We start from the raw sequence: 15,110 nt of genomic DNA, 5'->3' as shown, positions 1-15,110 counted from the left end.
CGTTGAACTGTCGACGATTATCGTGAGCCCGACCCATGTCCAATCTGAATGACCTGACTGCCCTGGCCTTGCCTTCGGGCAGCCAACTGGTAGCCGATGCCACCGAAAGCCGTCTGAGCCTGAGCCTGGACGGGCAACCGCTGATTCGCCTGCGCCTCGATCGTGAAGGTCAGGGGCCGATCCAGATCGATGAACGCTACGCGCTGCCGCCAGGCCAGGCGCTGTGGGCAGCCTGTTACTGGCTGTTTGCCCGGGAGCCGGCGCGTCAGCAATTGATCTGGCAACTGGACCAGGCGCCGACCGAAGCCTTGCTCAGCGGCTTGCTGGTGAGCACTGAAGTGGCGGGCGAATATCGCTGCGAGCGCACGCTGTTCTGGCAACTGCCGCAACCGTGGCTGGGGGCCTCGCTGACCGGCAGTTATCCGCAGCAGATGGTCATCAGCAACGGCAAGCGTCATCCGCTGCGACCGGTGAAACCGCGTGGTGAGGTTTATCGGCGCTTCGATGCGCGTCTCGGTGCCTGGATTTCCCTGCGAACGGTGGAGATCGAGCAGGATCTGGCGCGTTTCAATCGCTGGCAGAACAGCCCGCGAGTCGCCAGTTTCTGGCAGGAAGAGGGCAGCCTCGAACAGCATCGCGAGTACCTGAGCAAGCTCGACGCCGATCCGCACACGCTGACCCTGATCGGTTGTTTCGATGATCAGCCGTTTGCCTATTTCGAAGCCTACTGGGCCAAGGAAGATCGCATCGCACCGTTCTACGATGCCGACAATTACGATCGCGGCATTCACATGCTGGTCGGGGAAGAAGACCATCGCGGCCCGCACAAGGTGGCGAGCTGGCTGTCGGCGCTGGTGCATTATCTGTTCCTGGATGATCCGCGCACGCAGCGGGTGGTCGCCGAACCGCGTGCCGACAACGCGAAAATGATTGGCCACATGCATAACCAGTGCTTCCACTGCGAGAAGGAATTCGACTTCCCGCACAAACGCGCGGCGCTGATGATTCTCGGGCGCGAGCGCTTTTTCGACCGCTGCACGCTGGTGTGATATTTCGCTGAAGACAAAAAAGATCGCAGCCCTTCGACGAAGGCTGCGATCTTTTTTTGCGGCCGATTTTTATCAGCGACGGTTTGCGGTCACCGCATCGGCGCGACTGCTCGACACCTTGCGGCAATGCACCAGCGCGTCGCGAATCATGAAGTTGACCAGGGTCGGGGAAACGCCGAGTTCCTTGGCGATGTCCTTCTGCGGCACGCCGTGCAGGCGGTACATCTCGAACGCATAGCGGGTGCGGCTGGGCAGCTCGGTCAGCGCGTCGGCAATGTGTTCCAGGGTCGAAAAGTTGATGTGTGAGGTTTCCGGCGAAGCGCCCTGAATGACCACGTTCAACCCTTCCTCCTCGGGGCCGGCGTACTTCTGCTCCAGCGCCTGTTTGCGGTAGTGATCGATCGCCAGATTGCGCACGATCTGGAACAGATAACTCAGCTGGGCCTTGATCGACGACGTGATCGGCGGTGCCGATTGCAGTCGGAAGAACGCATCCTGCACCACATCTTCGGCGCGTGACCGGCAGCCGGTAATGCGGGCTGCAATCTTGACCAGAATCAGTCGATTGTCGACGAATGCCTGAAGTAGCGGTGAATCGCACCTGCTTGTGGATACTTGTTCCGTCATGGAAATCACCTTGCTGCCAATAGGTTAGTGGGACGCCTGGGGGCGGGGCCGTCCTACACATCGAGCGACAAATTATGTTGAATGATAATGATTGTCAATTGAGAAAGAGAACTAATGATCCATAACAGTGCGATCTGAGAACTGCGACACGCCGCCGCACTCGCCCAAGCGCCCAGCCCCGTTGGCGATCCAGCCTGCCGACTAATTATTTCAAGACGTCATCCGTTCTCATTGGTGAATGGATCCGGGTACGCAGCCCCGGACCTACCGCATTCCAGTGCCTTGCACGGTCGGCGAAGACCGTGTCCCGCATGCCTTGCACGGGCATGCCGCAGCCAACCCGATTCCACCAGCAAGCCGAATTCAGGCAGGAAACCTCATGACCGACGCGTTCGAACTCCCCAGCACCCTGGTCCAAGCCCTTCAGCGCCGTTCGGCCCTGACGCCGGATCGGCTGGCCTTGCGCTTTCTCGCCGAAACCGAGGAGCAGGCTGTGGTGCTCAGTTATCGCGAACTCGATCAGCGCGCGCGCACCATCGCCGCCGCGTTGCAGGCCGAGGCCGGATTCGGTGATCGCGCGGTGTTGCTGTTTCCCAGCGGCCCGGATTACGTCGCGGCGTTCTTCGGTTGCCTGTATGCGGGGGTGATCGCGGTGCCAGCCTATCCGCCGGAATCGGCCAAGCGTCACCATCAGGAACGCCTGCTGTCGATCATCGCCGACGCCGAACCGCGCCTGCTGCTGACCAGCGCCGACCTGCGCGACGCCCTGCAGCAAATCGAAGGCGCGCCACCGCTGCTGTGCGTCGACACCCTCGACGCTGCGCTGGCCGAGCGCTGGGTCGAACCGACCTTGCCGCAAGGCCACATCGCCTTCCTGCAATACACGTCCGGCTCCACCGCGCTGCCCAAAGGCGTGCAGGTCAGCCACGGCAATCTGGTGGCCAACGAACTGCTGATCCGCCACGGTTTCGGTATCGACGTAAACCCCGATGACGTGATCGTCAGCTGGCTGCCGCTGTACCACGACATGGGCCTGATCGGCGGTCTGCTGCAACCGATCTTCAGTGGCGTGCCGTGCATCCTGATGTCGCCGGCGTATTTCCTCGGCCGGCCGTTGCGCTGGCTTGAAGCGATCAGCCAGTACGGCGGCACCATCAGCGGCGGGCCTGACTTCGCCTACCGTTTGTGCAGCGAACGAGTCAGCGAATCGGCGCTGGAGCGTCTCGACCTGAGCCGCTGGCGCGTGGCCTATTCCGGCTCCGAGCCGATCCGTCTCGACACCCTCGAGCGCTTCGCCGAGAAGTTCACCGCGTGCGGTTTCAGCGAAAGCAGTTTCATGGCGTCCTACGGTTTGGCGGAAGCGACCCTGTTCGTCGCCGGCACACCGCGCGGCACAGGGATTCCAGCACTGCGCGTCGACGATCAAGCCCTCGCACAGAACCGCGCCGAAGCGGGCGAGGGCAGCCCGATCATGAGCTGCGGCATCAGTCAGCCGGAACATGCGGTGCTGATCGTCGAACCTAACACCCTCGAAGAACTGGCCGACAACGCCGTGGGTGAAGTCTGGGCCGCCGGCCCGAGCATCGCCCTCGGCTACTGGCGCAACCCCGAGGCCAGCGCCAAGACCTTCGTCCAGCATGCCGGCCAGACCTGGCTGCGCACCGGTGACCTGGGCTTTATTCGCGAAGGTGAACTGTTCATCACCGGTCGCTTGAAAGACATGCTGATCGTGCGCGGTCATAACCTCTATCCGCAGGACCTCGAGAAGACGGTCGAAAACGAAGTGGAGGTGGTGCGCAAGGGCCGCGTCGCGGCGTTTGCGGTCAATCAGAATGGCGAGGAGGGCATCGGCATCGCGGCGGAAATCAGCCGCAGCGTGCAGAAAATCCTGCCGCCCGAAGCGCTGATCAAAGCCATTCGCCAAGCGGTGGCCGAGGCGTATCAGGAAGCACCGAGCGTGGTGGTGCTGCTCAACCCGGGCGCGCTGCCGAAAACTTCCAGCGGCAAGCTGCAACGTTCGGCCTGCCGCAATCGCCTGGCCGACGGCAGCCTCGACAGCTATGCGGTGTTCCCGTCGGTCACTGCGGAAATCGCTCTGGACTCGACGGCATCCGCCTCCGAACTGGAAGCGCTGATCGGCAACATCTGGGCCGAGCAACTCAACGTCAAACAGGTCAACGCCGACGATCATTTCTTCCTGCTCGGGGGCAACTCGATCGCCGCCGCCCAGGTGATCGCCAAGGTCCGCGAAGAACTGAGCCTGGAGCTGAACCTGCGCCTGCTGTTCGAAGCACCGACCCTGTCCGCATTCGCCGCTGCCGTGGCGCAACAGCAACAGGACGGCGGCAGCGCCCAAGGCGAAATCACCGCGCTGTCGCGTAGCGAAGCGCTGCCGCAATCCCTGGCGCAAAACCGACTGTGGATCACCTGGCAACTCGATCCGCAAAGCAGCGCCTACAACATTCCCGGCGCCCTGCGCCTGCGTGGCGAACTGGACGAAGACGCCCTGCGCGCCAGTTTCCAGCAACTGATCGAGCGCCATGAATCCCTGCGCACGCGCTTCTTCGAGCGCGACGGCGTAGCGCTGCAACAGGTCGAAGCGGCGGGCGAATTCAACCTGCAACTGATCGACATCAGCGACCTGGCCGTCGCCGAACGTGAAGCCCGCGCACTACAGATCCGCGAGGACGAAGCCCGCACCCAATTCGACCTGGAGAAGGGCCCGCTGCTGTGGGTGACGCTGGTTCGCCTCGACGATGAAGATCACCAGTTGCTGGTGACCCTGCACCACATCATCGCCGACGGCTGGTCGCTGAACGTGTTGATCGACGAGTTCTCGCGCCTGTACGCCGCCGCTTCCCAAGGCCAGCGCGCCGAACTCGCGCCGCTGCCAACCCAATACGCCGACTACGGCAGCTGGCAGCGCCAATGGCTGGCGCAAGGCGAGGGCGAACGGCAACTGGCGTACTGGAAAGCGCAGCTGGGTGACGAACATCCGACCCTGGAGCTGGCGACCGACCATCCGCGTTCTGCCAAACAAATTCACAGCGCCGCACGCCACAGCGTTCGTCTGGGGATCAGCCTCAGCGACGCCATTCGCCAGACGGCCCAGGCCTATCAATCCACACCGTTCATGCTGCTGCTCTCGGCCTTCCAGAGCCTGCTGCATCGCTACAGCGGCCAGCGCGACATCCGCATCGGTGTGCCCAACGCCAACCGTCCGCGTCTGGAAACCCAGGGCCTGATCGGCTTCTTCATCAACACTCAGGTGCTGCGTGCCGACGTCGATTCACGACTGCCGTTCACCGAACTGCTGGCGCAAACCCGTCAGGCGGTACTCGGCGCTCAGGCGAATCAGGACCTGCCGTTCGAACAACTGCTCGAAGCCTTCCCGCAGGCCCGCGAACAAGGCCTGTTCCAGGTCATGTTCAACCACCAGCAACGCGACCTGAGTGCGCTCAAACGTCTACCGGGCCTGCTCGCCGAAGAACTGTCGTGGCACAGCCGCGAGGCCAAGTTCGATCTGCAACTGCACAGTGAAGAAGACCGCAACGGTCGCCTGACGCTGTCCTTCGACTACGCCGATGAGCTGTTCGACGCGGCAACCATCGAGCGCCTCGCCGAGCATTTCAGCAACCTGCTGCGTGCTGTCTGCGAAGGTCCGGACCAAGCCATCGGCGACCTGCCACTGCTGACCGCCACTGAACATACTCAGCAAAACGCGTGGAGCATTGCCCCGTGCACCCCGGCGCAACAATGGCTGCCGGAACTGCTGAATGAACAGGCCCGTCAGACCCCGGATCGCACCGCGCTGGCGTGGGACGGCGGCAGCCTGGACTTCGCCGAACTGCACGCCCAGGCCAACCGTCTCGCCCATTACCTGCGCGACAAGGGCGTCGGCCCGGACGTGTGCGTGGCCATCGCCGCCGAGCGTTCGCCGCAACTGCTGATCGGCCTGCTGGCGATCATCAAGGCCGGTGGCGCCTACGTGCCGCTGGACCCGGATTACCCGGCCGATCGTCTGGCCTACATGCTCAACGACAGCGGCGTCGAACTGCTGCTGACCCAGACGGCATTGCTCGACCGCTTGCCGGCCAGCGAAGGCGTCAGCGTGATCGCCATGGACACCCTGCACCTGGAGAACTGGCCGAGCCAGGCACCGGGCCTGCACCTGCACGGCGACAATCTCGCCTACGTGATTTACACCTCCGGTTCCACCGGCCAGCCGAAAGGTGTGGGCAACACGCATGCGGCGTTGGCCGAGCGTCTGCAATGGATGCAGAACACTTATCGCCTGAATGAAACCGATGTGCTGATGCAAAAGGCGCCGATCAGTTTCGACGTGTCGGTGTGGGAGTGCTTTTGGCCGCTGATCACCGGCGCGCGCCTGCTGATCGCCGGCCCCGGCGAACACCGCGATCCGCATCGCATCGCGCAGCTGGTTCAGCAATACGGCGTGACCACGCTGCACTTCGTGCCGCCGCTGCTTTCGCTGTTTATCGATGAACCACTGAGCGGCGAATGCACCAGCCTGCGCCGAGTTTTCTCCGGCGGTGAAGCGCTGCCGGCGGAACTGCGCAACCGCGTGTTGGCGCAACTGCCGGCGGTGCAACTGCACAACCGTTACGGCCCGACCGAAACCACGATCAACGTCACTCACTGGCATTGCAGCGTGGCGGATGGCGAGCGTTCGCCGATTGGTCGTCCGCTGGGCAACGTGGTCTGCCGGGTGCTCGATAGCGATCTCAATCCTGTGCCGGCCGGTGTGCCGGGTGAACTGTGCATTAGCGGCATCGGCCTGGCCCGGGGTTACCTCGGCCGTCCGGCGCTGACGGCGGAGCGTTTTGTGGTCGATCCGCTGGGCGAGCAGGGCGCGCGTCTGTACCGCACCGGTGACCGCGCACGCTGGACGAACGATGGCGTGATCGAATACCTCGGCCGCCTCGATCAGCAGGTCAAACTGCGTGGTTTCCGCGTCGAGCCGGAAGAAATCGAAGCCCGTCTACTGGCTCAGGACGGCGTGGCGCAGGTCGCCGTGCTGGTGCGCGAAACCGTCGCCGGCCCGCAACTGATCGGTTACTTCACCGCCACCGACGCCAGTGAAGATCAGGACGGGCAAATCGCTCGCCTGAAAACCGCACTGGCCGCCGAGCTGCCGGAATACATGGTCCCGGCGCAACTGATGCGCCTGGACGCCATGCCCCTGAGCCCGAGCGGTAAACTCGACCGCCGCGCCTTGCCCGAACCGCAATGGCAGGTGCGCGAACACGTCGAGCCGGTCACCGAGCTGGAACAACAGATCGCCGCGATCTGGCGCGAAGTGCTGGGCCTGAAACAGGTCGGCCTGCGTGACGACTTCTTCGCCCTCGGCGGTCACTCGCTGCTGGCCACGCAAATCATTTCCCGCACCCGTCAGGCCTGTGACGTCGAGCTGCCGTTGCGTGCCTTGTTCGAACACAGCGAGCTCGGTGATTTCGCCGAGCAGATCCTTCAGATCCAGGCCAGCGGCCGCACCAACAAGCAGCCGCCGATCGACAAGGTTGATCGCAGCAAACCGGTGCCGCTGTCCTATTCGCAGCAGCGCATGTGGTTCCTCTGGCAGATGGAGCCGGACAGCCCGGCGTACAACGTCGGCGGTATGGCGCGCCTGCGTGGCGTGCTGGATGTCGGGCGTTTCGAGGCCGCGCTGCAAGCGCTGATCCTGCGTCACGAAACCCTGCGTACCACGTTCCCGAGCGTCGACGGCGTGGCCCGTCAGCAGGTGCATGCCGAGACCGGCGTGCGTATGGACTGGAAGGATTTCTCGAAATTCGCCGCCGATGTGCGCGAGCAGAAGGTCCAGCAACTGGCCGACGATGAAGCGCACCTGCCGTTCGATCTCGAGACCGGCCCGCTGCTGCGCGCCTGCCTGGTCAAGACTGCCGAGCAGGAGCATTACTTCGTCCTGACCCTGCACCACATCGTCACCGAAGGCTGGGCGATGGACATCTTCGCCCGGGAACTCAGCGCGCTTTATGAAGCGTTCGTCGATGATCGCGAATCGCCGCTGGAACCGTTGCCGGTGCAGTACCTCGACTACAGCGTGTGGCAGCGCAACTGGCTGGAGTCCGGCGAGCGTCAGCGTCAGCTCGACTACTGGACCGCGCAACTCGGCCGCGAACATCCACTGCTGGAACTGCCGGGCGACCGTCCGCGCCCACCGGTGCAAAGTCATCAGGGTGAACTGTTCCGTTTCGACCTCAGCGACGATCTCGCCGCGCGCGTTCGGGCGTTCAACGCGCAGAACGGTCTGACCCTGTTCATGACCATGACTGCTGCACTCGCGACCTTGCTTTACCGCTACAGCGGCCAGACCGATCTGCGTATCGGCGCGCCGGTGGCCAACCGGATCCGCCCGGAAAGCGAAGGCCTGATCGGTGCGTTCCTCAACACCCAGGTGCTGCGTTGCCAGCTCGACGGCCAGATGTCGGTCGGCGAGTTGTTCGAGCAAGTGCGCCACACCGTGATCGAAGGTCAGTCCCATCAGGACCTGCCGTTCGATCATCTGGTTGAAGCTTTGCAGCCACCGCGCAGCGCCGCCTACAACCCGTTGTTCCAGGTGATGTGCAACGTCCAGCGCTGGGAATTCCAGCAAAGCCGCATGCTTGCCGGCATGACCGTCGAGTACCTGGCCAACGATGCGCGGGCGACCAAGTTCGACCTCAACCTGGAAGTCACCGACCTCGACCATCGCCTCGGTTGCTGCCTGACCTACAGCACCGATCTGTTCGACGAGCCGACGATTGCGCGCATGGCCAGGCACTGGCGCAACCTGCTGGAAGCGTTGATCGCCAACCCGCAACAGCGTCTCAGCGAATTGCCGTTGCTCGATGCGCCTGAACAACAGCAATTGCTCGACAGCCTCGGCGTCGAGCCGGGCGAACGTCGTCTCGATCAGTGCATCCATCACCTGTTCGCCGAGCAGGCACTGGCGCGCAAGGACGCACCGGCCCTGACCTTCGCCGGGCAGACCCTGAGCTACGCCGAACTCGACGCCCGCGCCAACCGTCTGGCCTGGGCCCTGCGTGAGCGCGGTGTCGGCCCGCAAGTGCGAGTCGGTCTGGCGCTGGAGCGTTCGCTGGAAATGGTCGTCGGCCTGCTGGCGATCCTCAAGGCCGGCGGCGCCTATGTGCCGCTGGACCCGGAATACCCGCTCGACCGCCTGCATTACATGATCGAAGACAGCGGCGTCGGCCTGCTGCTCAGCGACCGGGCGATGTTCAAGGCCCTCGGCGAACTGCCGTCGAACGTGGCGCGCTGGTGCCTGGAGGATGACAGCGCCGCGCTGGCCGATTATCCGGCCACCGAGCTGCCCTTTATCAGCCTGCCGCAGCATCAGGCTTATCTGATTTATACCTCGGGTTCCACCGGCAAGCCGAAAGGCGTGGTGGTGTCCCACGGTGAAATCGCCATGCACTGCCATGCTGTGATCGAGCGCTTCGGCATGCGTCCGGACGACTGCGAACTGCACTTCTATTCGATCAACTTCGACGCCGCCACCGAGCGTCTGCTGGTGCCGCTGCTCAGCGGTGCGCAGGTGGTGCTGCGTGCGCAGGGTCAATGGGACGCGGAACAAATCTGCGGCCTGATCCGTGAACACCGGATCAATATTCTCGGCTTCACCCCAAGCTACGGCAGCCAGTTGGCGCAGTTCCTCGCGACGCAAAACGAGGTTTTGCCGGTGCGGATGATCATCACCGGCGGCGAGGCGCTGACCGGCGAACACCTGCAGCGGATTCGCGCAGCATTCAAGCCGAGCCTGTTCTTCAACGCTTACGGCCCAACCGAAACCGTGGTCATGCCGCTGGCCAGTCTGGCGCCGGAAGTGCTGGAAGAGGGCGCCGGCAGCGTGCCGATCGGCAGTGTGATCGGTGATCGCGTAGCCTACATTCTCGACGCCGATCTGGCGCTGGTGCCGCAAGGCGCGACCGGTGAATTGTTCGTCGGCGGCGCCGGTCTGGCGTTGGGCTATCACGAGCGTGCGGGCATCACTGCCGAACGTTTCGTCGCCGACCCGTTTGCCGCCGCTGGCGGGCGCATGTACCGCACCGGCGACCTGGTGCGCCAGCGCGCCGACGGTCTGGTGGAATACCTCGGGCGTATCGACCATCAGGTGAAGATCCGTGGTTTCCGGATCGAACTGGGCGAGATCGAAACCCGCCTGCTCGATCACGACTCGATCCGCGAAGCGGTGGTGCTGGCGCTGGATGCGCCGAGCGGCAAGCAACTGGTTGGCTATCTCGTGACCGAGGTCGCTTCGAGAAGCGAAGCCAAGCAGGCCGAACTGCGCGACGCCCTCAAGGCGCACCTGAAGACGCAACTGCCGGACTACATGGTGCCGACCCATCTGATTCTGCTGGCGAGCATGCCGCTGACCGCCAACGGCAAGCTCGACCGCCGCGCCTTGCCGGCGCCGGATCCGGAGCTCAATCGCCAGGATTACGTGGCGCCAAGCAACGAATTGGAGCAGACCCTGGCGCAGATCTGGTGCGAAGTGCTCAACGTCGAGCAGGTCGGTCTCAACGACAACTTCTTCGAACTGGGCGGCGACTCGATCCTGTCCATTCAAGTGGTCAGCCGCGCGCGCCAGCAGGGCATTCACTTCAGCCCGCGCGACCTGTTCCAGCATCAGACCGTGCAGACTCTGGCCGCTGTTGCCAGCCGCAGTGAAACCGTGACCGCTGAGCAAGGTCTGGTAACGGGTGAATCGCGTCTGACGCCGATCCAGCACTGGTTCTTCGACACCGAGATTCCCGAGCGTCAGCACTGGAACCAGGCGTTGCTGCTGGAGCCGACTGTGGCGCTGGAACCGCATCGTCTGGAGCAAGCACTGTTGGCGGTGATCGAGCAGCATGACGCCCTGCGTCTGCGCTTCAGCGAGGTCAACGGCGCATGGCAGGCGACCTATCAACCGGTGACCGATGCCGCCGTGCTGTGGCAGGTTCGCGTGCCGTCGATGGACAAGTGCGCCGCACTGTTCGCCGACGCCCAGCGCAGTCTCGACCTGGCCCAGGGCCCGCTGCTGCGCGCAGTGCTGGTCGATGGGCCGGACGCTCAGCAACGGCTGTTCGTCGCGATCCATCACCTGGTGGTCGACGGTGTGTCGTGGCGGGTTCTGCTCGACGATCTGCAAACCGTGTATCGCCAGCTCGACGCCGATCAGTCGGTGATACTGCCGGCGAAAACCAGCGCCTTCAAGGACTGGGCGGCGCGCTTGCAGGCCTACGCCGGCAGCGAATCCCTGCGTGAAGAACTGAGCTGGTGGCAAGCGCAACTCGCCGGTCCGAATGCCGACTTGCCGTGCGAACGTCCTGAGGGCGGTCGCGAGAATCGTCACGCGCAAACCGTCAGCGTGCGACTGGATGCCGAGCGCACCAGGCAACTGCTGCAACAGGCACCGAGCGCCTATCGCACTCAGGTCAACGACCTGTTGCTGACCGCGCTGGCCCGCGTGCTGTGCCGCTGGAGCGGTCAGCCGTCAGCGCTGATTCAACTGGAAGGCCACGGCCGGGAAACCCTGTTCGACGAGATCGACCTGACCCGCACCGTTGGCTGGTTTACCAGCGCCTATCCGCTGCGCCTGACCCCGCACAATATCGAAGAAGCCGCGGGGCAGGGCGCTTCGATCAAGGCGATCAAGGAGCAACTGCGCGCCGTGCCGCACAAAGGCCTCGGTTATGGCGTGCTGCGTTATCTGGCCGATGACGTCAGCCGTCAGAGCATGGCGGCGTTGCCGAATGCTCCGATCACGTTTAACTACCTCGGCCAGTTCGACCAGAGCTTCGGCAGCGACGCGCTGTTCCGTCCGCTGGATGAATCGGTCGGCGCCGCCCACGATCCGCACGCACCGTTGCCGAACGAGTTGAGTGTCGACAGTCAGGTGTATGGCGGGGAACTGCTGCTGCGCTGGACCTTCAGCGCCGAACGCTACGACGCGCAGACCATCAACGAGCTGGCCGATGCCTATGTCGGCGAGTTGCAGAGCCTGATCGAGCATTGCCTGCAGGACGAGGCCGGTGGCCTGACGCCGTCGGACTTCCCGCTGGCGAAACTGACTCAGGCCCAGCTCGATGCATTGCCGGTGCCGGCGTCGCACATTGAAGACGTGTACCCGCTGACGCCGATGCAGGAAGGCATGCTGCTGCACACCTTGCTCGAACCGGGCACCGGTCTGTACTACATGCAGGATCGCTACCGCATCAACAGCGAACTCGATCCCGAGCGTTTCGCCCAGGCGTGGCAAGCGGTGGTCGCCCGTCACGAAGCGCTGCGTGCCTCGTTCTGCTGGAACGTCGGCGAAGACATGCTGCAAGTGATTCATACGCCGGGGCGCACGCCGATCGAGTACCTGGACTGGAGCGCCATCGCCGACGCCGAGCAGGAGCCGAAACTGCAAGCGCTGCTCAAGACCGAACGCGAGGCCGGGTTCGATCTGCTCAATCAGGCACCGTTTCACCTGCGCCTGATCAAGGTCGGCGCGGCGCGTTACTGGTTCATGATGAGCAACCACCACATCCTCATCGATGCCTGGTGCCGCTCGCTGCTGATGAACGATTTCTTCGAGATCTACACCGCCCTCGGCGAAGGTCGCGAAGCGCAACTGGCGGTGCCGCCGCGCTACCGCGATTACATCGGCTGGCTGCAACGCCAGAGCCTGGCCGAAGCGCGTCAGTGGTGGCAGCAGAACCTGCAGGGGTTCGAGCGCACCACGCCGATCCCGAGTGACCGTCCGTTCCTGCGTGAGCACGCCGGCGAAAGCGGCGGCATGATCGTCGGCGACCGCTACACGCGACTGAGTGTCGAGGACGGCGCCCGTCTGCGTGAGCTGGCCCAGGCCCATCGACTGACCATCAACACCTTCGCCCAGGCGGCGTGGGCGCTGGTGCTGCGCCGCATGAGCGGAGATCGCGACGTGCTGTTCGGCGTGACAGTGGCCGGTCGCCCGGTGGAAATGCCGGAGATGCAACGCACCGTCGGCCTGTTCATCAACAGCATCGCGCTGCGGGTGCAGATCCCGGCGGACGATCAGCGTGTCAGCGTGCGCCAGTGGTTGAGCGGACTGCTCGACAGCAACATGCAACTGCGCGAGTACGAATACCTGCCGCTGGTGAACATTCAGGAGCAGAGCGAACTGCCGAAAGGCCAACCACTGTTCGACAGCCTGTTCGTGTTCGAAAACGCCCCGGTGGAAGTCTCGGTGCTGGACCGTGCGCAGAGCCTCAATGCGACCTCGGACTCGGGCCGTACCCACACCAACTTCCCGCTGACCGCCGTTTGCTATCCGGGTGATGACCTCGGTCTGCATCTGTCCTACGACCAGCGTTACTTCGACGAGTCGACCATCGAGCGCATGCTCGGCGAGTTCAAGCGTCTGCTGCTGGCGCTGGTCGATGGCTTCCATGGCGACATGGCTGACCTGCCGCTGCTGGGCCAAGAGGAACAGGACTTCCTGCTCCACGGCTGCAACCAGAGTGAGCACGACTATCCGCTGGAGCAGAGCTACGTCGAACTGTTCGAAGCGCAGGTCGCGCAACATCCGCAACGCATCGCCGCCAGTTGCCTCGATCAGCAACTGAGCTATGCCGAGCTGAACCGGAACGCCAACCGTCTCGGTCATGCACTGGTCGCGGCCGGGGTGCAGATGGATCAACCGGTGGCGCTGTTGGGCGAACGGAATCTGGATCTGCTGGGCATGATCATCGGCAGCTTCAAGGCCGGTGCCGGTTACCTGCCGCTGGATCCGGGCCTGCCGAGCCAGCGTCTGCAGCGGATCATCGAGCTCAGCCGCACGCCGGTGCTGGTGTGCACCGAGGCTTGCCGTGAACAGGCGACGACCTTGCTGGATGAGTTCAGCTGCGCCAACCGCCCACGCTTGCTGGTGTGGGAGGAGGTTCAGGCCGGCGCGGTATCATCGGCGAATCCGGGCATCTTCAGCGGTCCGGACAATCTGGCCTACGTGATCTACACCTCGGGCTCCACCGGGTTGCCGAAAGGCGTGATGGTCGAGCAGCGCGGCATGCTCAACAACCAGTTAAGCAAGGTGCCGTACCTGAACCTGAGCGACGCCGATGTGATCGCCCAGACCGCTTCGCAAAGTTTCGACATTTCGGTCTGGCAATTCCTCGCCGCGCCGCTGTTCGGGGCGCGGGTGGACATCGTGCCGAACACCATCGCCCACGATCCGCAAGGCTTGCTGGTGCATGTGCAACAGCAGGGCATCACCGTGCTGGAAAGTGTGCCGTCGTTGATTCAGGGCATGCTCGCTTCGGATCGTCTGAGCCTCGACGGTCTGCGCTGGATGTTGCCGACCGGTGAAGCAATGCCGCCGGAGCTGGCGCACCAATGGCTGCTGCGCTACCCGGACATCGGTCTGGTCAACGCCTATGGCCCGGCGGAGTGCTCGGACGACGTGGCGTTCTTCCGTGTCGACATGGCCTCGACTCGCGGCAGTTACCTGCCGATCGGTACGCCGACCGACAACAATTTGCTGTACCTGCTCGATGGCGCGCTGGAGCTGGTGCCGCTGGGTGCGGTGGGTGAGTTGTGTGTGGCGGGCACCGGGGTCGGTCGCGGTTATGTCAGCGATCCGCTGCGCACCGCGCCGGTGTTTGTGCCGAATCCGTTCGGTGCGCCGGGCGAGCGTCTGTACCGAACCGGCGACCTGGCGCGTCGTCGCAGTGACGGGGTGCTGGAGTACGTCGGTCGGGTCGACCATCAAGTGAAGATCCGCGGTTACCGGATCGAACTGGGTGAAATCGAGGCGCGTCTGCACGAGCAACCGGAAGTCCGTGACGGCGCGGTCGGCGTGCAGGAAGGCGTCAATGGCAAGCATCTGGTCGGCTATCTGGTCGCCTCCGATTCTGCACTGAACCAAAGCGAACGGCTGGAGCGAATCAAGCAGCGCCTGCGCGCCGAACTGCCGGAATACATGGTGCCGCTGCACTGGTTGTGGCTCGACCGCTTGCCGCTCAACGCCAACGGCAAACTCGACCGCAAGGCCTTGCCGGCGCTGGAGATCGGCCAGCTGCAGAGCCAGGATTACCTGGCGCCGCGCAGCGAACTGGAACAGACCCTGGCCGATATCTGGGCCGAGGTGCTGAAGGTCGAGAAGGTCGGGGTACGCGACAACTTCTTCGAACTCGGCGGCCATTCGCTGCTCGCCACGCAGATCGCCTCGCGGGTGCAGAAAGCCCTGCAACGGAACGTGCCGCTGCGAGCGATGTTCGAATGCAGCACGGTGGAGGAACTGGCCGGGTACATCGAAGGACTGGCGGCCAGCGACATTACCGAGGAGAAGGTTGATCGCCTGAATGATCTGATGGCGGAGCTGGAAGGGCTGTAAAGCACAGCCGCGGCAATGGCTACCGAAACATGAGTTTCGCTGTGGCCGTTGTC

The 15,110-nt window shown here is 63.7% G+C and carries 3 protein-coding genes; 2 read left to right on the top strand and 1 reads right to left on the bottom strand.

Annotation, left to right across the window (positions count from 1 at the left end; all coding sequences use genetic code 11):
* Positions 1-35 precede the first annotated feature (35 nt).
* Positions 36-1,049, top strand: a complete 1,014-nt coding sequence (locus PDR5_RS19855; protein ID WP_064598244.1) for a GNAT family N-acetyltransferase — start codon at positions 36-38, stop codon at positions 1,047-1,049.
* A 72-nt stretch (positions 1,050-1,121) separates the two neighbouring features.
* On the opposite strand, the gene PDR5_RS19850 is transcribed toward PDR5_RS19855, so the two are convergent.
* Positions 1,122-1,676 carry an RNA polymerase factor sigma-70 gene (locus PDR5_RS19850; RefSeq protein WP_039770389.1) on the bottom strand — a complete coding sequence of 185 codons (555 nt, stop codon included), beginning with the start codon at positions 1,674-1,676 and terminating at the stop codon, positions 1,122-1,124.
* A gap of 379 nt (positions 1,677-2,055) precedes the next feature.
* Between PDR5_RS19850 and PDR5_RS19845 the strand changes: the two genes are divergently transcribed.
* Entirely contained in the window at positions 2,056-15,057 is a 13,002-nt protein-coding gene (locus tag PDR5_RS19845) for a non-ribosomal peptide synthetase (RefSeq protein WP_064598242.1), read from the top strand.
* Positions 15,058-15,110: the final 53 nt, after the last annotated feature.

Source organism: Pseudomonas sp. DR 5-09 (assembly GCF_001655595.1).
Classification (GTDB): Bacteria; Pseudomonadota; Gammaproteobacteria; order Pseudomonadales; family Pseudomonadaceae; genus Aquipseudomonas; species Aquipseudomonas pharyngis.
The sequence above is the reverse complement of the archived record's forward strand: the minus strand, read 5'-3'. Positions and strand labels throughout refer to the sequence as shown.